We start from the raw sequence: 22,710 nt of genomic DNA on the forward strand, positions 1-22,710 counted from the left end.
TCAACCAATTGATAAAACAATCGGTATCAACAAACTTGGCACACTATTGAGTTCTCAAACAACAGGTCACTATTCCAGAGCAGTACCACCAGCCTCAGCTGGATCGCTCCGGAGCAACTTTTCAAACTTACCCGATCAACCAGTCTTATGCAAATCAGCGTTTCCGCGTCCGCAGGCCAATCAATCGCCCCCACCCGACCATGGCGCACTCGGAAGCACACCATATTTTCAGGCTGTTTTGAAGGGGGTTGGCCTCCGCGGCTTCCAGCTCCAGGCTGTCTCACTCGCGGCGACTCAGAAGACATTACACGTCAACGACCCCCCACACAAATCGCCCCAACACCAAGCTCCTCCCCTGCAAACAAAGGCCAAAACCCCCCAAACCGCCTCCCAACCACCAAAAACAACCCCACAACAGAAGAAGTGAAGCCCGTCACAAAAGTCGCCGCCCACCACACCGCACGCCAACAGCGAACCACCCCACCGCCGTCGAACACCAATAGACGTGAAAGAGCATCCGGCCCAAACCGGCGGGACGTGAGAGAGCGTTGCTCGGAAGGGGCCGGGACGTGAGCGAGCGTCCGGCCCAAACCGGCGGGAAGTGAGCGAGCGTTGCTTGGAAGGGGCCGGGAGCTGAGTGAGCGTCGGAAGACGGCGGCGGTTATCCGGCAGCGCGCGTCCAAGGGAGGAACGACCGAGCGCGCCGAGGATCACCGCCACCGTCGTCCCAGCCCCGGCACACGAAAGCACGCTTAAACACAAAAAAGGCCGGCAACCATAACGGTCGCCGGCCCTTTCAGAGCTGGATTACTAAGCGGATCTAGGCCGAAACCTCAATCGTGGCCAGGTTTTTCTTGCCACGTCGGAGCAGCAGGTACCGGCCGTGAAGCAATTGGTCGTGCGCGATGACGGCGTCGGGATCCGAAACCTTGGTGTTGTTCACGTACGCACCACCTTCGCCCACGGTTCGGCGAGCGGCGGACTTGCTGTCGGAAAGACCCGAGGCAACCAGGAGGTCGATGATCCCCAGGCCGTCCGCGCCGATGGTGGCCGAGGGAAGTTCCGCGGTGGCGGCTTCCAGGGTGCGTTCGTCCAGAACGGTCAGGTCACCGTTGCCGAAAAGCGCAGCCGAAGCGGCAATCACTTTTTCGGTGGCCTCAACGCCGTGTACCAGTGAAGTGACTTCGAAGGCGAGCTTCTTCTGTCCTTCCCGGGCAAACGGACGTTCCGCAACGGACTCCCCCAGCGCCTCAATCTCTGCACGCGAAAGGAAAGTAAACACCTTGAGTCGGTCCACGACGTCGGCGTCAGCGGTGTTCAGCCAGAACTGGTAGAACGTGTACGGGCTGCACATTTCGGGATCGAGCCAGATGGCGTTGCCCTCGCTCTTGCCGAACTTGGTGCCATCGGAGTTGGTGATGAGCGGTGTGCCCAGGGCGTGCACGCTCTTGCCCTCCACCTTGCGGATGAGTTCCGTGCCGCTGGTGAGGTTGCCCCACTGGTCCGAGCCGCCGGTCTGCAGTGCGCAACCGTAGTCGCGGAAGAGCTGGAGGTAGTCCATGCCCTGCAGGATCTGGTAGCTGAACTCGGTGTAGCTGATGCCTTCGTCGGAGTTCAGGCGTGAGGCGACAGCGTCCTTGCGGAGCATGGTGCCCACACGGAAGTGCTTTCCAATTTCACGCAGGAAATCGATGGCGCTCAGCGGTGCGGTCCAGTCAAGGTTATTGACCATGCGGGCGGGGTTCTCGCCCTCGAAGCTCAGGAAGCGGCGCACCTGGCCTTGAAGGTAGCCGACCCACTCCGCAACGGTGTCCTTGGTGTTCAAGGTGCGTTCCGCCGTCGGGCGTGGGTCACCGATCAGGCCGGTGGAGCCGCCGACCAGGCCGAGCGGCTTGTGGCCGGCCAACTGTAGGCGGCGCATGACCAACAACTGAACGAGGTTGCCAAGGTGCAGCGACGGTGCGGTGGGATCGAAGCCACAGTAATAGGTGATCGGGTCCCCGGCGAGCAGCTTTTCCAGTTCCGTTTCATCAGTGGAAACGTGGACAAGGCCGCGCCATTTGAGCTCCTGCCAGACGTTGGCAAAGGCGGGATCGTTGTGCTGGGACTCGAGGTTGTTTACGTGTGACACGAGATCTAAGTTAGCAGGATTGCAGGTCGCGTTTTGCCTAGCGTTCGATGCCGGCCGGTACCGGAGCGGCGGCAATGAGGCGCAGCCGCTGCGTGGCCCGTGTCATGGCAACGTACAGGTCACCCACCTTGCCGTGTTCGTGGTTCAGCATGGCTGCCGGTTCCAGGACCACAACGCCGTCGAATTCCAGGCCCTTGGCTTCCTTGGGGCTGATCACAACGATGTCCTGCTCGTAGCTTCCGGCGCCCGTGCCGATACGGCGCCCGTAAACCTTCCGCAGCGCAGCGGTGGCCTGTGGAAGCAGGGGCCCGTCGGCTATGACGGCCAGCAGGCCGCCGTCGATCGCTTCCACTTCCTCCGGCAGGACCTCAACCAGGCGCGAGACGATTCCGTCTGCCTCGACGTGGTCGACGATGGGCGACCATTTGCCCTCGCGGACGGCCTTCGGGGCCGAGACCACAAGGCCTGCCCGGTTGGCCATACGGACGGCGGCCTCCGCGATCTGCGACGGCGTGCGGTAGTTGACGGTGAGTTCTTCCAGCGTCCATCGTTCACCGAACGACGGCGCCAAGGCGCTTTGCCACGAATTGGCGCCAGCCGCGGCGCTTGTCTGGGCGATGTCGCCCACAATGGTGAATGACTTCAGGGGGCAGCGCCGCACCAGGAGACGCCACTGCATCGGCGAGAGTTCCTGGGCTTCGTCAACCACGATGTGGCCGAAAGCCCATGAACGGTCGCTGGTGGCACGCTCGGCTGCCGTCAGGCGTCCCTCGCGCTCCTGGTTTTGCTCGGCAAGCTCCTCGGCGGTCACCAGGACGTCCACGCCCATGGCTTCCATGTTGGCGAGGGTCTGCTTGGCGTTGGCAAGGTCGCGGGCCCGATCTGCTTCCTGTTGGGCCAATCCCCTGCCGGCGGCCGGGTCCAGTTCACCCAGCAGCTCGGCCGCTTCGTCCAGCAACGGAACGTCCGCTTCGGTCCACGGGGCGTCAACGGGCCGCTGCAGGAGTGCGCGCTGCTCCGGCGTAAGGTCCGGAGTGCAAGCCTCCAGGATGGCGGGTTTGCTGAACAGCTCGGAGATGAGTTTCTCCGGCGTCATCGGCATCCAGCAGAGATTCAAGGCGATGCGGACATCGCGTGCGGAGCGGACGTCTTCGGCGAGGTAGGCGCGGTCAGCGTTGTTGCCGATGTTCGATTCTTCGACGAGGTCCGTCAACTGCTCGGTGAGTTCGCGAAGGAGGATCTTGACGAAGGTGAGCCTGGCTTCGTTGTGCGGCTTGCCCGTTGCCCGCGCCTTTTCCCGGGCACGACGGACCTGGCGGACCGTCAGGGTGAGCTTCCGGGAATCAACTTCCAGGATGCGGTCTTCGGCGGGAGTCCGTTGCCGGTTGGCCACAGCATTGGCAACAACTTTGGCCATATCCAGTTTGCCCTTGAGGGCAGCAACATCCGCGTCTTCCTCGGGAACGGCGTTGATGCCTGGCATCAGGCGGCCCAGGCTGGCCATCACCACGCCGGTTTCGCCCAGCGAGGGCAGCACGCGTTCGATGTAGTGCATGAATGACGACGACGGGCCAACCAGCAGGACGCCGGCGCTCTTGAGCCGATCCCGGTGCGTGTAGAGCAGGTAGGCAGCACGGTGCAGGGCGACGGCAGTCTTGCCAGTGCCGGGACCGCCCTGGACCACCAGGGCGCCGGAGATGGAGGAGCGGATGATCCGGTCTTGTTCGGACTGGATGGTACCCACAATGTCCGACATGCGCCCGGTGCGCTTGGAGTTCAGTGCAGCGAGGAGGGCCCCCTCGCCCTGGAGGGAGTCGTTGTCGGCGAGCATGCCGGCGTCCAGGACGTCGTCTTCGATCGCCTTGACGTCCCGGCCCTGCAGGATCAAGTGCCGACGACGGCGCACACCTTGGCGGTCGAAGGCGGTCGCCTGGTAGAAGTGGCCGGCTTCGGGCGCACGCCAGTCAACCATGAGCCGTTGAAGGTCGGCCGTGGACAGGCCAATGCGGCCGATGTACTGGGCCTCCCCGGAGTCCAGATCCAGCCGACCGAACACCAAACGGTCATCGACGGCGTCGAGCTGTGCCAGGCGGTCTTCGTACAGTGCCGCGAAGGCATCACGTTCTGAAACGTTCTGCATGGTTCCCACTGCGCCGGTCTTGCGCACCTGCGCCAGCTGCTCGCGCTTTTCTGCGCGCAGCTCATCGAGCCGGGCGTACAGCCCAGCCACATATTCCTGCTCGTGGACCAAATCAGCGTCGTGCATCGAACCGTAACCCCTATCGCAAAAGACAGACCTACCATTCTACAGCGATTTCGGTAAACGTGTGGGGTCGAAGTCATCTGGCGGATTACGTCAGGTAGCGGGCGTGCGGTTACGAACCTTTGCTGCCTTGTAGCGCGACACTGTGGGATCATCCTCGATCCAAAAACGCCATGGATACTCCGTGCTTCCGCCCGGTCCGGCAACCCCCACCCTGGGCCCGCTGGCCACTGCAGCCGCAGGGGTCCTGGGCAACCAAAGGCTGAACGGTTCCGCGAGCGCGTCACGGCCGGTGTCCGCCGTCGTAAGTCCCAGGGCCGAGGCGAGCCTGGCAGGTCCGCTGGCCAAATCCTTGTGCGCCTTGGAAGCCGGCCTCCGGACGGCGGCGAGGCCCTCGCCTTCCACGATCTCGCCCGCTCGCAGGAGCAGCGCGGACGCAGCGCCGTCGGGACCGCAGACAATGTTGGCGCAGTAATGCATGCCGTAGGTGAAGTAGACGTACAGGAACCCGGCAGGGCCGAACATGGGTGCGTTCCGCGGTGTGGGGCCGCCAAAGGTGTGGGATCCGGGGTCCGGGTGTTCCGAATCCCGCGGTCCCATGTAGGCCTCCACCTCCGTGAGCCGGACCGCCACAGGACCGGCTTCGGAGTGGTGCGTCAGGACAGCCCCGAGGATCAGAGGAGCGATGACGCGGGGATCGCCGGCAAGGAATTCACGGACCTTGTTTGGTTTGAGAACATAGTTCTCCACGGACGGACTCATGCCCAGACACTAGCAAAGTCGCCCCAACGGCCATGTCCGATTTCCGCTAGCAGTTGACGTGGCCCGCTGGCAGGATGGAGCTATGGACTTCTGGCAGCGGTACAGGGCAATTGATGCCCGCGACATCCGGTTCGACGGTCAATTCTTCACCGCCGTCAGCTCCACCGGCATCTATTGCCGGCCGTCGTGCCCCGCCCGCACGCCGAAAGCCGAGAACGTCACGTTCTATGAAACCTCAGCTGCTGCGCACGAGGCCGGTTACCGCGCGTGCAAGCGTTGCCTCCCCGAGGCCGTCCCCGGAACGCCGGCGTGGAATATCCGCTCGGACATCGCCGGCCGGGCAATGCGGCTCATCAACGACGGCGTCATCACCCGCGAGGGCGTCGACGGCCTGGCGCACCGGCTGGGCTACTCCGCCCGGCAGCTCAACCGCATCCTCAGCCACGAGCTGGGCGCCGGTCCCCTCTCGCTTGCACGGGCAAGCAGGGCGCAGACGGCCAGGACGTTGTTGGTCTCAACGGAAATGCTCCTCGCGGATGTTGCCTTCGCTTCCGGATTCAACAGCGTGCGGCAATTCAACGACACTATCGGCGAAGTGTTCGCGATGACCCCGACGGCGTTGCGCGCCGCCGGCGCAAAGTCGATGCAGCGCCGGGGTGCTGGGGCATCAGCGGGCGTAGCTCCCGCAGCACTGACGTTGAACCTGCCCTACAGGGAACCATTCGATCCCGGGATTTTCGATTTCCTCGCAGTTCGCGCCATTCCAGGCATCGAAGATGCAACCACCTCGGAGGACGGCACCAGGACCTATGCGCGGACGCTGCGCCTCCCCCGGGGTACCGCGTCGTTCTCGGTTTCCTACAAGCCCTCCGCACCTGGCGGACTTTTGCAGCTTAACGCCAGCGCCGTGGACCTCCACGACCTCCCAACCCTCTTGAGCCGCGTCCGGAGGCTGTTCGACCTGGACGCTGATCCGCAGGCGATCGATGACGCCCTCGCCGCGGACCCCCGTCTCGCGGCAAGTGTCACAACGATCCCCGGAATCCGGGTGCCCGGAGCTGTGGACCCCCAGGAACTGCTGGTGAGGGCCATGATCGGCCAACAGATCACCGTGGCCGCCGCCCGCACCGCACTGACGCAGCTCTCGGCGGCGGGCTCCAACGCGGAAGGGTCCCGGCCGAGGCTGGAGAGGCTGTTTCCGACGGCGGCGGAACTCGCCGAAAACGGTCGGGCACTGCTTCGCGGGCCCCAACGCCGGATCGACTCGATCATGGCAGCCAGCGAAGCAATGGCCACGGGCAAACTTGATTTCGGCTATGGCGACGACCTTGAAAGCCTCGAACGCAAACTGCTCCCCCTGCCGGGCGTGGGGCCATGGACGGTTGGGTATGTTGCCATGCGCGTGCTTGGCGCCCCCGATGTCTTCCTTGCCAACGACGCCGCCGTGCGGAACGGATTGAAAGTCCTGCCGGCCCTCTCGGGGCTCAGCACCGATTTCAGCGAAGTCAGCCCGTGGCGCTCCTACGCGACCATGCATCTGTGGCGGGCCGCAGCCAAGCGTCCTGTTGCAGCCGCCGGGAAGTGAGAGAGCGTCAGCGGATAGCGGGCGGAACGTGAGAGAGCGTCAGCGGTTAGCGGGCTGCCGGCTGTGCTGCGGGCCAGGGCAGGAGTTGGGGCAGCTCGACTCCGTCGGCCGCTGCGGTGGCACGCAGGCTTCCGAGGCTGGGCTCGCGGCCGGCCAGCCAGGCGGCTATGTCCGTCAGCATGCCGGTGATGGCGATCGAGGTGCTGCCGGTTCCGATGCTCATTTGGGGAAGGCCAGTGGGCTGCAGAACAAATTTGTAGGAATCCGGAACACGTGCTGCCAGGAACCCGATGAGGTGCTCACAGAACGGCCGGCTCCACGTCTCTGGTCCGAAGCCCAAACCGAGGTCCGACGCGTGGATGGTGAGTTCGCGCCACAGCGCCAGGCCGCCGTCGAGCACTGTGCCGTCCCTGTAGGCGATGCGCGCATGCCAATCGTCCGGTCCCAACGCGTCAAAAGCGGTGATCGCCGCTCCCACGGCAGCGGTAACAGCCTCCGTATGTTCCTCGAGGCTGTGTCCGGCGGCAAGTTCGATCGCCTTCGTGCGGCCGTCCATGCCGCCGTCGTACAGTTCAATGGTTTCGCCGCGGGCGGCATACTCGAGTTGGCGCGCCATCGCGTTCGAAATTCCTTCGATGTGGGCCAGCACGTGGCCGCGGGTCCAGCCGGGGAGTTGGGACGGCCCAGCGACCGAGTCATCGTCGAGTTTGGCAAGGAGGCGGGTGACGGTGCCGGCGGCTTTGTGAAGCTCTGCGGGCAACGTCCCAGGGGTGATCTGAGTCATAGCGCCATGCTAACGCACGCTTAAACACCTGTGGGACAGCACGTGATGTGCCGTCCCACAGGAGTGTTCAGTGTCTAGCCTGCGTAAGAACGCGCTGTGTCCAGTTCCGCTTCCAGGGCCGCCAATTGGCGTTCGACGGCGGCTGGGGCGGTACCCCCCTGGGAGTTGCGGCTGTTGAGCGAACCCTCGGTGCTGAGCACGCTGCGGACCTCGGGCGTCAGGTGCTCCGAGATCGCCGCGTATTCCTCGTCCGTGAGGTCCCACAGCTCCACGCCACGGCCTTCGGCCTGCTTGACGGCAGCACCGGACAGCTCGTGGGCTTCACGGAAGGGCACACCCTGGCGGACCAGCCATTCGGCGATGTCGGTTGCCAGAGCAAAGCCCTGCGGAGCCAGCGATTCCATGCGTTCGGTGTTGAACGTGAGCGTGGCGATCATGCCGGACACGGCCGGGAGCAGCAGCTCCAGAGTGTCGGCGGCGTCGAACACCGGCTCTTTGTCTTCCTGAAGGTCACGGTTGTACGCAAGCGGCAGGCCCTTGAGCGTCGCCAGCAACCCGGTCAGGTTGCCGATGAGGCGTCCGGCCTTGCCGCGTGCGAGCTCGGCAACGTCGGGGTTCTTCTTCTGCGGCATGATCGATGACCCCGTGGAGTACGAATCATGCAGCGTGACGAAGGAGAACTCCTTGGTGGCCCAGAAGATGACTTCCTCGGAGATCCGGGAAAGGTCCACGCCGATCATGGAGCACACCCACGCGAACTCGGCGAAGACGTCGCGCGAAGCGGTGCCATCGATCGAGTTGTGGACGGCCGAGAAGAAACCCAGGTCCGCGGCTACAGCTTCAGGGTCCAGGCCCAGCGATGAACCGGCCAGGGCACCCGAACCATACGGCGAAACACCGGCGCGCTTGTCCCAGTCCTGGAGCCGCTGCACGTCGCGCAGCAGCGCCCAGGCGTGGGCCAGCAGGTGGTGGCTTAGCAGCACCGGCTGGGCGTGCTGCAGGTGGGTGCGGCCCGGCATGGCCACACCGTGGTGCGCCTTGGCCTGCTCAATGAGGGCATCGATGGTGGCAACGACACCGCCGGCAATGATGCGGGCGTGATCGCGCAGGAACATGCGACCAAGGGTGGCCACTTGGTCGTTACGGGAACGGCCCGCACGGAGCTTGCCACCCAACTGGGTGCCGGCACGCTCGATCAGTCCACGTTCCAGTGAACCGTGCACGTCCTCGTCGCTCTCAGCCGGCAGGTAGGCGCCGCTCGCGACGTCCTCGTCCAACTGGGTGAGGGCGGCGAGCATGCCTTCAAGCTCAGCGTCATCCAGCAGTCCGGCCTTGGCCAGCACGCGGGCGTGGGCCTTGGAACCGGCGATGTCATAGCGGGCCAGCCGCCAGTCAAAGTGCGTGGACTTGCTCAGCGCGGCCAGCGCATCCGCAGGGCCGCCGGCGAACCGGCCGCCCCACAGTGCGCCTTCGTTTGTTGCGCTGGTCATTCCCCTGCAACCCGGAGGTCGCGGCCCGAAGCAACCTTGGAGGACATGCCCCACAGCTCGATGAAGCCGCGTGCCATGGACTGGTCGAAGGTGTCGCCGGTGTCGTAGGTGGCGAGGTCGAAGTCGTACAGCGAAGTCTCGGAGCGGCGACCGTTGACGATGGCCTGGCCTCCGTGGAGAACCATGCGGATGTCGCCGGAAACGTACTTCTGGGTGTCCTCGATGAACGCATCCAGGGAGCGCTTCAGCGGGGAGAACCACTGGCCGTCGTAGACCAGCTCGGCCCAGCGCTGGCCGACTGTGGCCTTGAAGCGGGCCTGCTCGCGCTCGATGGTGATGTCCTCGAGGTGCTTGTGCGCGGTGATCAGCGCCATGGCACCCGGTGCTTCGTAGATTTCGCGGGACTTGATGCCCACGAGGCGGTCCTCAACGACGTCGATCCGGCCGACGCCCTGGGCGCCCGCACGGCGGTTCAGTTCCTGGATGGCCTGCAGCGGGGTGACCTTCACGCCGTCGATCGCTACCGGCACGCCGGCCTGGAAGGAGATGGTGACCTCATCCGGTGCCGGCGGGAATTCCGGGGTGGCGGTGTAGTCGTAGATGTCCTTGGTGGGTGCGTTCCAGATGTCCTCAAGGTAACCGGTCTCGACGGCGCGTCCCCAGACGTTCTGGTCGATCGAGTACGGGTTCTTCTTGGTGGTCTCGATCGGCAGTCCCTTTTCCTCCGCGAAGGCGATGGCCTTGTCGCGGGTCAGGGCGAGGTCGCGGACGGGTGCGATGCACTTCAGGTCCGGGCCGAGGGTCTGGATGCCCACTTCGAAGCGGACCTGGTCGTTGCCCTTGCCGGTGCAGCCGTGCGCAACGGTGGTGGCGCCGAATTCGCGGGCAGCCTTAACGAGGTGCTTGACGATGACCGGACGCGAGATCGCCGATACCAGCGGGTAGTGGCCCTGGTAAAGGGCGTTGGCCTTCAAAGTAGGCATGGCGTACTCGTTGGCGAACTCGTCACGTGCATCAGCGACGTAAGCCTCGACGGCGCCGCAACCGAGGGCGCGCTGGCGGATGGTCTCCAGGGACTCGCCGCCCTGTCCGACGTCGACGGCCACAGCGATGACCTCGGCGCCGGTGGCTTCACCGATCCAGCCGATGGCTACGGACGTATCAAGGCCACCGGAGTAGGCCAGAACAATGCGCTCAGTCACGAGAGTGCTCCTTTGTTGTTGCTTGGTTCATTCGAATCAATGCTGTGTGAATTAGATGCTTGCTGAATCAATACTGTTAGTTGCCCGGGCCGGCTTCTTCGGCCATCCGCAGGAATCTGGCTGCCAGTTCCGCTCCGCCGTCGGGGTCCCGCGCCACCAGCAACAAAGTGTCGTCGCCTGCGATCGTACCCAATACGGAGGGCATCACGGAGTGGTCGACGGCCAGTGCCAGGAAGTTCGCCGCACCCGGAGGCGTGCGCAACACGACGATGTTTCCCGATGCTTCCGCCGTCACCAGCAGTTCGCCGCAGAGCCTGGAGAGCCGTGCGTCCAGGATTTCCTGGGTGACCCCGCTCTTGGCATTGCGGTCGCCGCCTTCGCCCGGCACGGCGTAAACCAGTGCGCCTTCCTTGCCACGTACCCGCACCGCGCCCAGTTCCACGAGGTCGCGGGACAGGGTGGCCTGGGTGACCTGGACGCCGTCGTCCGCCAACAGGGCTGCAAGCTCTGCCTGGGAACGCACGGACTCACCCGTCAGGATCGCGGTAATACGCGCCTGGCGGGCAGTCTTGGTGGCCGGGCTTGCGCCTGGCACGGACGGATTGGTGGACACTAGAACGTGCTCTCCCCGGTGCCCTCGATGGGGGAAAGCCCCTCCACGAACGCGAGCCCGGACTGGTGCATCAGCCACGCCATCAGCGCTTTCTGGGCGTGGAGGCGGTTCTCGGCCTCGTCCCAGACAATCGACTGCGGGCCGTCAATGACACCGGCGGAAATTTCGTAGCCCCGGTACGCCGGCAGGCAGTGCAGGACCACGGCATCCGGGGCGGCCTGCGCCATGGCGGCTTCATCCACGGAGTAGTCGCGGAAAAGCTGCAACCGGGCTTCCTTTTCGGACTCCTGGCCCATGGAAACCCACGTGTCCGTTGCCACGACGTCTGCACCTTTGAGGGCTTCGGCGGCGTCGCTGGTGATCAGGACGGAACCGCCGGTCTCTGCGGCGCGCTCCTCAGCGGCAGCAACGATTTCCGGCGCCGGCAGGTAGCCTTCAGGGCCTGAGATGCGCACGTGCATGCCGGCGGTCACGCCAGCCAGCAGGTAGGAGTTGGCCATGTTGTTGGCCGCATCCCCCAAGTAAGCCATGGTCAGTCCGGCCAGTTCGCCCTTGTGCTGCTTGACGGCCAGAAGGTCGGCGAGGAGCTGGCACGGGTGGTAATCGTCGCAGAGGGCGTTGATCACGGGGACCTTGGAGTTTTCAGCCATGGCCACGAGGCCCGAGTGCGCGCCGGTGCGCCACACGATGGTGGAGACCATGCGCTCCAGGACCTTCGCGGTGTCTTCCACGGATTCCTTGTGGCCAATCTGCGCTTCGCCCGGGTTGATGATCAGGGCGTTGCCACCCATGTCCGCAATGCCGGTGGCAAAGGAGACACGCGTCCGGGTGGAGGTCTTGTCGAAGATCACGGCGACGGTCTTGCGGCCGTTTCCGTCGGCGGCGAAGGGCTGCACGCTGTACGGGGCGGCTTTCATCCGGACGGCGAGGTCCAGGACTTCGGCTTGCTCGGCCGGGCTCAGGTCCGTGTCCTTGAGGAAGTGACGGGTGGTGGAAGTACTCACTGTGCGTCCTTAGCTGTGTTGGCTGTAGCCGTAGCGATCAGCGTGGGTAGGGCGGCCAGGAAACGGTCCGCCTGCTCGATGGTCAGGATCAGCGGAGGGGCGAGCCGGATGGTCCGCGGCCCCGGGCTGTTGATGATGAAACCAGCGTTCAGGGCTGCGGTGACCATGGCCGGGGCAACGTCGGCATTGACGTCGAAGCCGATCAGCAGGCCCTCACCTCGGACCTCGGTTACGGCCTCGACGGCGGCAAGGCCCTCGCGCAGGTGTGCCCCGACGGCCAGCACGTTCTGCAGGACGCCCTGGCTTTCGATGGCGTGCAGTGTGGCAAGTGCGGCCGCCGTCGCCACCGGGTTCCCGCCGAAAGTGGTGCCGTGCTGTCCTGCGGTGAGCAGGGCCGACGTCGTACTTCCGAAAGTGATCAAGGCTCCCACCGGGAAGCCGCCGCCGAGTCCCTTGGCGAGCGTCACGGCGTCGGGCACAATGCCCGCATCCTCGCTGGCCAGCCACTTGCCGGTGCGGCCGATGCCGGTCTGGACTTCATCCAGGATGAGCAACGCCCCTGCAGCCGTGGTGGCCTCGCGGGCCGCCTGCAGGTAGGCGGCACTGAGGGGACGGACGCCCGCTTCGCCCTGGATGGGTTCCAGGAAAACAGCTGCAGTGGAATCGTCGACGGCGGCACGCAGGGCGTCGATGTCGTCGAACGGAATGTGGACCACGCCGCCGGGCAGTGGTTCGAACGGGGCCCGGTACGCTTCCTTTGCGGTGAGCGCCAACGCGCCCATGGTGCGGCCGTGGAAGGCACCTTCGAGGGCGATGACCTTGGTGCGCTTGCCGTCGGAATTGTTGCGGCGGGCCAGCTTGAACGCGGCTTCGTTGGCCTCCGTGCCCGAGTTTGCAAAGAACACCTTGGAACCAGCGGGAGCCTTGCTGAGGGCCAGGAGCTTTTCCGCCAAGGCAATCTGCGTGGGGCTGGTGAAGAAGTTGGAGACGTGGCCGAGTGTGGCGAGCTGGCTGGAGATGACCGACGTGACGAACGGGTGGGCGTGGCCCAGCGCGTTGACGGCGATGCCGCCCAAGAGGTCAAGATATTCCTTGCCATCGGCGTCCCACACCAGGCAACCCGCACCCCGGACCAGGACCCGCTGCGGAGTGCCGAAGACGCCCATCAGCGAGGAGTTGTAACGGGCAAGCCAATCTGCACCATTACTCACCCCAGTTATGACGGAAGCTTTGGCATCCGATCCGGCGATGGGACCCCGGGTGTGGTCGGGCACCGCGAAGCGGGCGGGGGTTCCATCGCCGGTCGGATGGATGCCAACAGTTTCGCTCATGCGTTCACTTCCTCATCAGGTACTACTTGGGTGCCGATGCCCGCTGTCGTGAAGGTTTCCAGCAGCATCGAGTGCGCGAGGCGCCCGTCCACGATGTGGGCGCGCTGCACGCCTTCGTCGATTGCTTTGAGGCAGGCGGCCATTTTGGGAATCATTCCGGACTCCAGGCGAGGCAGCATTTCACGGAGCTCCGTGGCGGTCAGCGAAGAGATCAGCGAGGACTTGTCCGGCCAGTTGGCGTAAAGGCCCTCGACGTCGGTCAGGATGACGAGCTTGGTGGCGCCCAGGGCAGAAGCAACAGCTGCAGCGGCGGTGTCCGCGTTGACGTTGAGTACCTGGCCGGTGGTGGAGCCGGTTCCGTCCCCCGCGTCCAGGATTTCCGGGGCGACGGTCGAAATCACGGGGATCCGACCGGCGTCGAGAATGTCCTTAATACCTGCGGGATCAACGCCCACAACCTCGCCCACCAGGCCGAGGTCCACTTCCTCGCCGTCAACAACGGTGCCGGTGCGCACGGCGCGCAACAGGCCGCCGTCCTCGCCGGACATGCCCACGGCGTACGGTCCGTGCGAGTTGATAAGGCCTACAAGTTCACGGCCCACCTGGCCGGTGAGGACCATGCGGACCACGTCCATGGCCTCGGGCGTGGTGACCCTGAGGCCTCCCTTGAACTCGGATTCGATGCCGAGGCGGCTGAGCATGGAGTTGATCTGGGGGCCGCCGCCGTGAACCACCACGGGGTGGATGCCCACATGGTGGAGGAACACGATGTCCTCGGCGAAGGCACGGCGAAGGTCATCGTTGACCATGGCGTTGCCGCCGTACTTGATCACCATGGTGGTGCCGGCGAAGCGTTGGATCCATGGCAACGCCTCGATCAGCGTTCCCGCTTTATCCTGGGCTGTTTCGGCTGAGACGTGGCCCCTGGAGGTAGTTTCCCGCGTGTTGGCAGTCATCGTCTTCCGCTCAGCTTGAGTAGGCGCTGTTCTCATGCACGTAATCGTGCGTGAGGTCATTCGTCCAGATGGTCGCCTCGGCGTCGCCGGCCTGCAGGTCGATTTCGACCAGCACTTCGCGCGGCTCAAGGTCCACCAGGTTACGGTCCTCGCCGATGCTGCCGTTGCGGCAGATCTGGACGCCGTTCATGGCGACGTTGAGTTGATCGGCTTCGAACACGGCGTCCGTGGTTCCCACAGCGGAGAGGACACGGCCCCAGTTGGGGTCCTTGCCAAAGATGGCGGCCTTGAAAAGGTTGGACCGGGCAACGGACCGGCTGACGATCTCGGCGTCCCGTTCGCTGGCGGCGTTGAACGTCCGGATGGCGATGTCGTGGCTGGCGCCCTCCGCGTCCCCGATGAGCTTGCGGGCCAGTTCAGCACAGACCCTGGTCACTGCATCGCTCAACTGGTCGGTTGAAGGCAGGGCTTCAGAGGCACCTGATGCCAGCAGCACAACGGTGTCGTTGGTGGACATGCAGCCGTCCGAGTCGGCGCGGTCAAAGGTGACGCGCGTGGCGTCGCGGAGGACGACGTCGAGCTCGTCAGCAGGCACTTCGGCGTCCGTTGTCAGGACCACCAGCATGGTCGCCAGGCCTGGCGCCAGCATGCCGGCACCCTTGGCAATGCCACCCACGGTGAACTGCTTGCCTTCAGCATCGGTTCCCGTGAAGACTGCTTCCTTGGAGACGCTGTCCGTGGTCATGATGGCCGTGGCGGCCGCGGAACCGCCGTCTTCCGAAAGCCCGGCAGCAGCAGCCTCGACGCCGGGGAGGATCTTCTCCATGGGCAGCTGCTCGCCGATCAGGCCAGTAGAGCAAACCACGACGTCGGAAGCTGAGACTCCCAGAACCTCTGCCACCTTCTCGGCGGTGGCGTGGGTGTTCTGGAAACCCTGTGGACCGGTGCAGGCGTTGGCGCCGCCGGAGTTCAGGACCACGGCGTCCACGCGACCGTCGCTGACCACTTGGCGCGACCAATGCACAGGAGCGGCCGCAACGCGGTTGGACGTGAACACTGCAGCGGCGGCCTTGGACGGTCCGTCGTTGACGACCAGGGCGAGGTCCGGGTTGCCTGATGCCTTGATCCCTGCTTTGACGCCTGCGGCGCGGAATCCCTTGGGGGCGGTAATGGTCACGGTGCAACTCCCTGCAGGTTCAGGCCGGCGGTTTCGTCCAGGCCGAGGGCAATATTCATGGACTGCACGGCGCCGCCGGCGGTCCCCTTGGTGAGGTTGTCGATGGCGCAGGTCACGATCACGCGGCCTGTGTGCTGGTCGAATGCCAGCTGCATGACGGCGTGGTTGGATGCCTGGACAGACTTGGTGGTGGGCCACTGGCCTTCCGGCAGCAAGTGCACGAAGGGCTCGTCTTCGTACGCGTCTGCCCACGCCTGCCGAAGTTCGGCTTCGGTCACGCCGTGGGCAACTTTGGCCGTGGCAGTCGTGAGAATGCCGCGGCTCATCGGAACCAACGTGGGCGTGAAGGACACGGTTACCGGCTCCCCCGCAGCATTGGAGAGGCCCTGTTCGATTTCCGGCGTGTGGCGATGACCGCCACCCACACCGTAGGGGCTCATGGAACCCATGACTTCGCTGCCAATCAGGTTGACCTTGGCTGCCTTGCCGGCGCCTGAGGTACCTGAGGCGGCAACAATAACGACGTCGTCCGTCAGGAGGAGATTCTTGGCGAACCCGGGCGTCAAGGCGAGCAGGGCCGACGTCGGGTAGCAGCCGGGGACAGCGATGCGGGTGGCGCCCTTGAGCGCCTCGCGCTGGCCCGGCAGTTCAGGCAGGCCGTAAGGCCAAGTGCCCGCATGGGCTGAGCCGTAGAACTTTTCCCACGCTCCGGCGTCCTGGAGGCGGTGGTCCGCGCCGGCGTCGATCACTACAGTGCCCTCGGGCAACTGGGCAGCGATCTCGGCGGAAGCACCATGGGGCAGGGCCAGGAACACCACATCGTGGCCGGACAGGTTTTCCACCGTGGTGTCTTCAAGAATCCGGCTGGCCAAACCATGGAGATGCGGCTGCAACTCCCCTAGTCTGGAACCGGCGTTGCTGTGCGCCGTGATCGCACCGATGGTGACGTTCGGATGGCCGGCAAGCAGGCGCAGCACTTCTCCCCCGGCATAGCCGCTGGCACCGGAGACGGCAACAGAAATAGTCATGGCTCCAGCATACAGCAAAAATATTCATGTATGCCGATATTTATGCATGCGTTTGTGATGCGTCTCATTATTTTGGAGATTGCCCGTATGCTTAGTGAAGGGTGATCCAGACCGTGCAGTCCGAACGTCGGCTGCAGCGTTGCCCGTTAGCGATACGGGGCACATTAATGTCACCCACGTCCACCGCTGAGCGCCCCAAAGCTCGCGCAATTCAACCAAATCCAGTCGTTCAGAGCTACTCAGAGCTCCTCAAGAGCGTCAAATCAGCCGGACTCCTGGAACGCCGCAGCGGCTTCTACATCTGGGTCTTCGTGGCCCTGGTCCTCCTCATGGCAGGCACGTGGCTCGGGTTCGCCCTCATTGGCGAATCCTGGTACCAGCTCCTCATTGCCGCGGCTGTCGGCATTCTCTGCACGCAGTTGAGCTTCCTGGCCCACGAGGCCGGACACAAGCAGATCTTTGCCTCCCGCCGGGCCAACGACTGGTCGGCGCGTCTCCTGGCCACCGGCATCGCCGGCATCAGCTATTCCTGGTGGGAGCAGAAGCACGGCGCCCACCACAACCACCCCAACGTCATTTCCAAAGACCCTGACATCCGGAACAACGCACTGGTGTTCCACGAGGACGCCGCGGCCGAGCGCAAGGGCCGCCTGGCATTCCTCACCCGCCGGCAGGGCTGGTTCTTCTTCCCGCTCTTGACCTTGCTTGGTCTGAGCCTGCAGTTCGATTCAATCCGCTTTGTCTTCGGCAAGCAGAAGGTCCGACACCGCTGGGTGGAAACCCCCATCCTCGTGGCACGCCTGACGGCATTGCCGGTGCTGGCTTTCACCTTCCTGCCCATCGGAATGGCATTCGCTTTCCTCGGCGTCCAGATCATGGTTTATGGCTTCTACATGGGCGCATCCTTCGCCCCCAACCACAAGGGCATGCCCGTGCTGCCCAAGGACAGCCGCGTGGACTTCCTTAACCGCCAGATCCTGACCTCCCGCAACATCTCCGGCGGTCGCTTCATGGACTTCCTCCTGGGCGGACTGAACCGGCAGGTAGAGCACCACTTGTTCCCGGACATGGCACGTCCGCACCTTCACAAGGCCGCCGGCATCGTGAAGGAATTCTGCGCCAAGCACTCGATCCCCTACACCGAAACCACCCTCATGCAGTCGTACGGGATCGTGGTCAGCTACCTCAACGAGGTGGGCCTCGCAGCAGGCCGCGGCTTCGACTGTCCCGTGGCTTCGACGCACGGACGCCGCTAGCCGTTCGACATGGGAGGCCCCAACCTCCCTAGGATGGATTCTGAAACCGGGCACCGGAAGGACCGCCCCGGAGTGAGGAGCCACCATGACGCACGCCATTGTCGCAAAGCAGCCCGGAGGACCTGAAGTCCTCGAATACGCCTCCGTGGAAGCACCATCCCCCGGCCCCGGCCAGTTGCTGATCAAGGTCGCAGCTGCCGGGGTGAACTTCATCGAAACCTATCAGCGCAACGGAACCTACAAGGTTGACTACCCCTTCACCCCCGGCGCAGAAGCCGCCGGCACGGTGGAGGCGGTGGGTGAGGGCGTGGAGGACATTGCCGTAGGCGACCGCATTGCCACGGCTGAAGGGTCCCGCACCTACGCCGACTACACACTCGTGGATGCAGCCAAAGCGCTTCCGGTTCCGGACGGCGTCGACGACCACACTGCGGCTGCCCTTCCACTGCAGGGCATCACAGCGCACTACCTGATGAATTCATCCTTCCGCGTCGAGCCAGGACACACCGTCCTGCTGCACGCGGGAGCCGGGGGCGTCGGCCTCCTGCTGACCCAGCTCCTGAAGGCCCGCGGGGCACGTGTCATCACCACCGTTTCCTCCGACGAGAAAGCCAAGCTGTCCACGTCGGCCGGAGCTGACGAAGTCCTCCGCTACGAGGGTTTCGCCGACAAGGTCCGGGAACTGACCGACGGCGAAGGCGTCAACGTGGTGTACGACGGCGTCGGCAAGGACACCTTCGACGAATCCCTCCGAAGCCTCCGCATCCGGGGCGCCATGGTGCTCTTCGGTGCCGCCTCCGGCCCGGTGCCACCGTTCGATCCCCAGCGCCTGAACGCCGGTGGCTCCTTGACACTGACCAGGCCCACCATGGCGCACTTTGTGCAGAACACGCACGAACGCCGGTGGCGCTCAGCCGAAATTTTCGACGCCGCCGCCAACGGAACCCTCGCCGTCAGGGTCGGCGCAACCTACCCCCTGGCCGAAGCAGCACAGGCCCACCGTGACCTGGAAGGCCGCCGGACCACCGGCAAAGTCCTGCTTCTGCCGTAACCCCTAAGCCCGGCTCCCGAACAACTGGCGACCTACAGGCAAACAGTGGTGCAAGAAAATGTGACGAACAGGAAACGTCAGACACCTTTTGTTCACCTTTCTGCGCAAAGCTAGGCCTGTGAGCACAGAACATCCCGTGGGGGCCGGGCCGGCGCCTGCCCTGACCACCTACCGCCCCCAGTTGCCGGGCGGCGCTGCGGCACCAGCCGAGCGCACGCTCGTGGACATCCTGGAGGAGACCACAGCATCCTTCCCCGAGGCTTCGGCCTTGGATGACGGGCAAAAATCCCTCAGTTACACCGAACTCCTCACGGCGGTCCGGACCTTCGCCGCACAATTGAACGCTGCGGGCCTGGGACGTGGCGAGAAAATCGGCGTCCGCATCCCCTCCGGAACCAATGAGCTGTACATCGCCATCCTGGGAATCCTCATGGCCGGCGCGGCATACGTTCCGGTCGATGCCGACGATCCCGAGGAGCGGGCACGCCTGGTGTTCGGGGAAGCCAAAGTTGCTGCCGTAATCGGGGCGGGGCTTGATATCCAAGCTGCCGGGGCCCCACGCGAACCTGTCCCCAGCCCCTGCACGCCCGGGCTGGATGATGATTCCTGGATCATCTTCACCTCCGGATCCACTGGCACGCCCAAGGGCGTTGCGGTGAAACACCGTTCCTCCGCCGCGTTCGTTGACGCAGAGGCGAGGATTTTCCTCCAGGCCGAACCCATCGGCCCCCAGGACCGTGTGCTGGCGGGCCTGTCGGTAGCCTTCGATGCTTCCTGCGAAGAGATGTGGCTCGCCTGGCGCCACGGTGCCTGCCTCGTCCCGGCTCCGCGGGCGTTGGTGCGGACCGGCATGGACCTGGGCCCCTGGCTGATCAACCACGGCATCACCGTGGTCTCCACGGTTCCCACCCTTGCAGCGTTGTGGCCGGCAGAGTCCCTCGAGAACGTCCGCCTCCTCATCTTTGGCGGCGAGGCATGCCCGCCGGAGCTGGCCGAACGGCTCGCCGTCGATGGCCGCGAAGTCTGGAACACTTACGGACCCACCGAGGCCACCGTCGTCGCCTGCGCCGCACCGTTGGGCGGACCCGGCCCGGTCCGGATCGGACTGCCGCTGGACGGCTGGGACCTCGCCGTCGTCGATTCTGCTGGTGTCCCGGTCGCGGAAGGCGAAGTCGGTGAACTGATCATCGGCGGCGTCGGACTGGCCCGCTACCTCGATCCCGCCAAGGACGCCGAGAAGTACGCGCCCATGACCACCCTGGCCTGGGAGCGGGCCTACCGCTCGGGCGACCTGGTCCGTTACGAAGCGGAGGGCCTGATCTTCATGGGCCGTGCCGACGAACAGGTCAAGCTGGGTGGACGCCGCATCGAATTGGGCGAGGTGGACGCGGCACTGCAGGCACTCCCCGGCGTGGCGGGCGCGGCCGCCGCAGTTCAGACCACGGCTGCCGGAAACCAGATCCTGGTGGGCTATCTTGCACCCGTTGACGGCTACGAGCTGAACATGGACGAAGCCCGCCGTCTCCTGGGCGAGAGCCTCCCGGCAGCGTTGATCCCCCTGCTGACGGTAGTGGATTCGTTGCCCACCAAGACCAGCGGAAAGGTGGACCGGCATGCCCTGCCTTGGCCGCTGGCGGGAGCCGGTGCCGCTGAGGCCAGCAACGCGCCCCTGAACCTGCCGGACGACGCCCGTTGGGTGGTGGACCAGTGGGAGTCGGTATTGGGCAGTCCTGTCAGTTCCCTCGACGCGGATTTCTTCGCCTACGGCGGCGGGTCCCTGGCCGCGGCGCAGCTCGTTTCTGCCCTCCGGGTCCGGTACCCCACCATCACTGTGGCTGACATTTACGCGACGCCGCGCGTCGGCGCCCTGATCGACGCCGCCCGCCAATCACTGCCCGACGGCGGTACGGCAGGTCCCGCTGCCGAGCGCACCGTTCGTCCCACAGCCTTGAAGTCGCAGATCTTCCAGGTCCTTATGGGCGTGCCGCTGCACATCCTGGTGGGAATGCGTTGGCTCACCTACCTGATGGCCGCCAACAGGTTACTGGCAGACTTTGCCGGATTCGCGGCAGCTCCTGTGGTGTCCTGGTGGTGGATCGCGGCATCCTGGCTGGTCTTCGTCAGCCCGCTGGGCCGAATGACCATTTCGGTGATTGCGGCCCGCGTGCTGCTCGGCAAGATCGAGCCTGGCACCTACCCCAGGTCCGGCAAAACCCATCTTCGGCTGTGGCTCGCCGAACAAATTCAGGACCTCTCCGGGGCCATCGGCCTCGCCAGCGCCCCGTTCGTCCCCTATTACGCGCGCGCCCTCGGCGCCAAGATCGGCCGGGACGTGCACCTGCACTCCTTGCCGCCTGTCACAGGTTTGCTGTCATTGGGCAGTGGCGCCAACATCGAGCCGGAAGTCGATCTTTCCGGATGGTGGGTGGAAGGCGACTCGGTGCATATCGGCCAGATACACGTGGGAGCCGGTGCCGTCGTCGGTGCACGAAGTACCCTCATGCCCGGCGCCACCATTGGCGCGGGCGCACACGTCGACGCCGGATCCGCCGTGCTGGGCAAAGTGAAAGCCGGGCACCTGGTCGCCGGATCCCCCGCCGAACGACGCGGTAAGGCAAAGCACGACTGGCCTGAGTCGTCGGGCCGTCCTTCCGCTGTGGACCGGCTATGGTTCTCAGCCTTCGCCAGCGCTTCGGCGCTTCTGGCCCTGATCCCGTACATCTCCGCATTCGCTGCTGCGCTGGTGGTTCTGGCTTTCATCCAAGGCCACGATTCGTTGGAGACCGCGCTCCCCCAGATAGCCATGGCACTCCCACTGGCGGCGTTGGCGTGGTTCTTCGGAAACCTGGTGCTCATCCTCCTTGTTGCCCGGCTCCTCGGCCTCGGACTCAAAGAGGGGTATTACCGTGTCCGCAGCCGGATTGGCTGGCAGGTGTGGGCCACAGAACGCCTGCTGGACATGGCACGTGACCTCCTTTTCCCCATCTATGCCAGCCTGTTCACGCCTGTTTGGCTGCGCTTGCTCGGCGCCAAGGTGGGGAAGAACGTGGAAGCGTCCACAGTGCTGCTGGTGCCCAGGATGACTACCATCGGCGACGGCGCGTTCCTGGCTGACGACACCATGGTGGCGTCCTACGAACTGGGCGGTGGCTGGATGAAAATCGCGCCGGCCAAGATCGGAAAGCGGTCATTTCTCGGCAACTCCGGCATGACGGCCGCCGGGCGGAATGTGCCCAAGAACTCCCTCGTGGCGGTCCTGTCGGCCACCCCTGCCAAGGCGAAGTCAGGCACATCGTGGCTTGGCAGCCCACCGGTCAGGTTGCGCCGCACCGCCGTCGACGCCGACCAGACGCGGACTTTCCAGCCACCCCTCAAGCTCAAAATTGCGCGTGCGCTGTGGGAGCTGTGCCGCCTGCTACCTGTCATCCTGACTGTTGCCATCGCCGTCGGGGTCATGCTGGTCCTGGATTGGGTAGCCCGTGGTTGGGGCTACTGGATCGCTGCGGTCCTCGGTGGCGTGGTGATGCTGGCGGCCGGAGGCGTGGCTGCCATCAGCTCCATCGTCGCCAAGTGGGTCCTGGTGGGAACCATCCGCGCCGGCGAACACCCGCTATGGAGCTCGTTCATCTGGCGCAACGAGGTTGTGGATACATTCATCGAAATGGTCAGCGCTCCATGGTTTGCCCGGTCCGCTGCAGGAACCCCCGCCTTGGTGTGGTGGTTGCGAGGGCTCGGCGCCAAAATAGGCCGCGGAACCTGGTGCGAAAGCTACTGGCTCCCCGAAGCCGACCTCGTGACCCTGGGCGAGAACTCCACCGTCAACCGTGGCTGCGTTGTCCAGACACACCTGTTCCACGACCGCGTCATGAGCCTGGACACCGTAACGCTCGGGAACGGAGCCACCATGGGCCCCCACGGCGTCATCCTCCCTGCGGCCAGCATCGGCGACGGCGGAACCGTCGGCCCGGCGTCGTTGGTCATGCGTGGCGAAACTGTCCCCGCCGGGACGTACTGGATGGGCAACCCGGTGAGCCCGTGGGTGGGTCCGTCTGCACAAGCGCCCCGTCTCAAGTAGAT

The 22,710-nt window shown here is 64.8% G+C and carries 16 protein-coding genes; 4 read left to right on the forward strand and 12 right to left on the reverse strand.

Annotated features, from left to right (window positions below; genetic code table 11):
* Nucleotides 1-820 precede the first annotated feature (820 nt).
* The 3 genes from tyrS to AC5RU9_RS12060 form a co-directional block, all read right to left on the reverse strand.
* On the reverse strand, nucleotides 821-2,131 hold the full coding sequence (tyrS, locus tag AC5RU9_RS12050) for a tyrosine--tRNA ligase (RefSeq protein WP_494016641.1): 1,311 nt from the start codon (nucleotides 2,129-2,131) through the stop codon (nucleotides 821-823).
* Between the two features lie 37 nt (nucleotides 2,132-2,168).
* A complete protein-coding gene (locus AC5RU9_RS12055) occupies nucleotides 2,169-4,397 on the reverse strand; it encodes a HelD family protein (RefSeq protein ID WP_494016642.1) in 2,229 nt (742 codons plus the stop codon).
* Nucleotides 4,398-4,487: 90 nt separating this feature from the next.
* Nucleotides 4,488-5,156, reverse strand: a complete 669-nt coding sequence (locus AC5RU9_RS12060) for a DNA-3-methyladenine glycosylase (RefSeq protein WP_494016643.1) — start codon at nucleotides 5,154-5,156, stop codon at nucleotides 4,488-4,490.
* A gap of 82 nt (nucleotides 5,157-5,238) precedes the next feature.
* Here AC5RU9_RS12060 and AC5RU9_RS12065 point away from each other — a divergent pair, with 82 nt between their 5' ends.
* Complete coding sequence (locus AC5RU9_RS12065) at nucleotides 5,239-6,741, forward strand: AlkA N-terminal domain-containing protein (RefSeq protein ID WP_494016644.1); 1,503 nt, start codon at nucleotides 5,239-5,241, stop codon at nucleotides 6,739-6,741.
* A gap of 46 nt (nucleotides 6,742-6,787) precedes the next feature.
* On the opposite strand, the gene AC5RU9_RS12070 is transcribed toward AC5RU9_RS12065, so the two are convergent.
* From AC5RU9_RS12070 to argC, 9 genes are all read right to left on the reverse strand, one after another.
* The gene (locus AC5RU9_RS12070; RefSeq protein ID WP_494016645.1) at nucleotides 6,788-7,525 is read right to left on the reverse strand and encodes a maleylpyruvate isomerase family mycothiol-dependent enzyme; all 738 of its coding nucleotides are present in this window, start codon (nucleotides 7,523-7,525) and stop codon (nucleotides 6,788-6,790) included.
* Between the two features lie 74 nt (nucleotides 7,526-7,599).
* Entirely contained in the window at nucleotides 7,600-9,015 is a 1,416-nt protein-coding gene (argH, locus tag AC5RU9_RS12075; protein WP_494016646.1) for an argininosuccinate lyase, read from the reverse strand.
* Nucleotides 9,012-10,217, reverse strand: coding sequence for an argininosuccinate synthase (locus AC5RU9_RS12080; protein WP_211711897.1), 1,206 nt, complete (start codon nucleotides 10,215-10,217; stop codon nucleotides 9,012-9,014). The genes argH and AC5RU9_RS12080 overlap by 4 nt, the downstream gene beginning before the upstream one ends.
* 76 nt (nucleotides 10,218-10,293) lie before the next feature.
* Nucleotides 10,294-10,830 carry an arginine repressor gene (locus tag AC5RU9_RS12085; RefSeq protein WP_090822559.1) on the reverse strand — a complete coding sequence of 179 codons (537 nt, stop codon included), beginning with the start codon at nucleotides 10,828-10,830 and terminating at the stop codon, nucleotides 10,294-10,296.
* A complete protein-coding gene (gene argF, locus AC5RU9_RS12090) occupies nucleotides 10,830-11,834 on the reverse strand; it encodes an ornithine carbamoyltransferase (protein ID WP_494016647.1) in 1,005 nt (334 codons plus the stop codon). Before argF ends, AC5RU9_RS12085 begins: the two co-directional genes overlap by 1 nt.
* The gene (locus AC5RU9_RS12095; RefSeq protein WP_494016648.1) at nucleotides 11,831-13,165 is read right to left on the reverse strand and encodes an acetylornithine transaminase; all 1,335 of its coding nucleotides are present in this window, start codon (nucleotides 13,163-13,165) and stop codon (nucleotides 11,831-11,833) included. The genes argF and AC5RU9_RS12095 overlap by 4 nt, the downstream gene beginning before the upstream one ends.
* On the reverse strand, nucleotides 13,162-14,121 hold the full coding sequence (argB, locus tag AC5RU9_RS12100; RefSeq protein ID WP_211711894.1) for an acetylglutamate kinase: 960 nt from the start codon (nucleotides 14,119-14,121) through the stop codon (nucleotides 13,162-13,164). The genes AC5RU9_RS12095 and argB overlap by 4 nt, the downstream gene beginning before the upstream one ends.
* A gap of 10 nt (nucleotides 14,122-14,131) precedes the next feature.
* Nucleotides 14,132-15,298 (reverse strand): bifunctional glutamate N-acetyltransferase/amino-acid acetyltransferase ArgJ, encoded by a 1,167-nt coding sequence (gene argJ / locus AC5RU9_RS12105; RefSeq protein ID WP_211711893.1) that lies wholly within the window; start codon nucleotides 15,296-15,298, stop codon nucleotides 14,132-14,134.
* Nucleotides 15,295-16,326, reverse strand: coding sequence for an N-acetyl-gamma-glutamyl-phosphate reductase (argC, locus tag AC5RU9_RS12110; RefSeq protein ID WP_494016649.1), 1,032 nt, complete (start codon nucleotides 16,324-16,326; stop codon nucleotides 15,295-15,297). Before argC ends, argJ begins: the two co-directional genes overlap by 4 nt.
* 167 nt (nucleotides 16,327-16,493) lie before the next feature.
* Between argC and AC5RU9_RS12115 the strand changes: the two genes are divergently transcribed.
* From AC5RU9_RS12115 to AC5RU9_RS12125, 3 genes are all read left to right on the forward strand, one after another.
* On the forward strand, nucleotides 16,494-17,582 hold the full coding sequence (locus AC5RU9_RS12115; RefSeq protein ID WP_211711891.1) for a fatty acid desaturase family protein: 1,089 nt from the start codon (nucleotides 16,494-16,496) through the stop codon (nucleotides 17,580-17,582).
* An 85-nt stretch (nucleotides 17,583-17,667) separates the two neighbouring features.
* The gene (locus AC5RU9_RS12120; RefSeq protein ID WP_211711890.1) at nucleotides 17,668-18,633 is read left to right on the forward strand and encodes a quinone oxidoreductase family protein; all 966 of its coding nucleotides are present in this window, start codon (nucleotides 17,668-17,670) and stop codon (nucleotides 18,631-18,633) included.
* Between the two features lie 118 nt (nucleotides 18,634-18,751).
* Nucleotides 18,752-22,708, forward strand: a complete 3,957-nt coding sequence (locus tag AC5RU9_RS12125) for a Pls/PosA family non-ribosomal peptide synthetase (protein WP_494016650.1) — start codon at nucleotides 18,752-18,754, stop codon at nucleotides 22,706-22,708.
* Nucleotides 22,709-22,710: the final 2 nt, after the last annotated feature.

The organism is Arthrobacter sp. B0316-5-4, from assembly GCF_059090325.1.

What these genes read in the sequence shown, in the direction of transcription:
- AC5RU9_RS12055 (WP_494016642.1), bottom strand. Translation starts at nt 4,397, where the DNA reads ATGCACGACGCTGATTTGGTCCACGAGCAGGAATATGTGGCTGGGCTG.
- AC5RU9_RS12060 (WP_494016643.1), bottom strand. Translation starts at nt 5,156, where the DNA reads ATGAGTCCGTCCGTGGAGAACTATGTTCTCAAACCAAACAAGGTCCGT.
- AC5RU9_RS12065 (WP_494016644.1), top strand. Translation starts at nt 5,239, where the DNA reads ATGGACTTCTGGCAGCGGTACAGGGCAATTGATGCCCGCGACATCCGG.
- AC5RU9_RS12070 (WP_494016645.1), bottom strand. Translation starts at nt 7,525, where the DNA reads ATGACTCAGATCACCCCTGGGACGTTGCCCGCAGAGCTTCACAAAGCC.
- argH (WP_494016646.1), bottom strand. Translation starts at nt 9,015, where the DNA reads ATGACCAGCGCAACAAACGAAGGCGCACTGTGGGGCGGCCGGTTCGCC.
- AC5RU9_RS12095 (WP_494016648.1), bottom strand. Translation starts at nt 13,165, where the DNA reads ATGAGCGAAACTGTTGGCATCCATCCGACCGGCGATGGAACCCCCGCC.
- argB (WP_211711894.1), bottom strand. Translation starts at nt 14,121, where the DNA reads ATGACTGCCAACACGCGGGAAACTACCTCCAGGGGCCACGTCTCAGCC.
- argC (WP_494016649.1), bottom strand. Translation starts at nt 16,326, where the DNA reads ATGACTATTTCTGTTGCCGTCTCCGGTGCCAGCGGCTATGCCGGGGGA.
- AC5RU9_RS12115 (WP_211711891.1), top strand. Translation starts at nt 16,494, where the DNA reads ATGTCACCCACGTCCACCGCTGAGCGCCCCAAAGCTCGCGCAATTCAA.
- AC5RU9_RS12120 (WP_211711890.1), top strand. Translation starts at nt 17,668, where the DNA reads ATGACGCACGCCATTGTCGCAAAGCAGCCCGGAGGACCTGAAGTCCTC.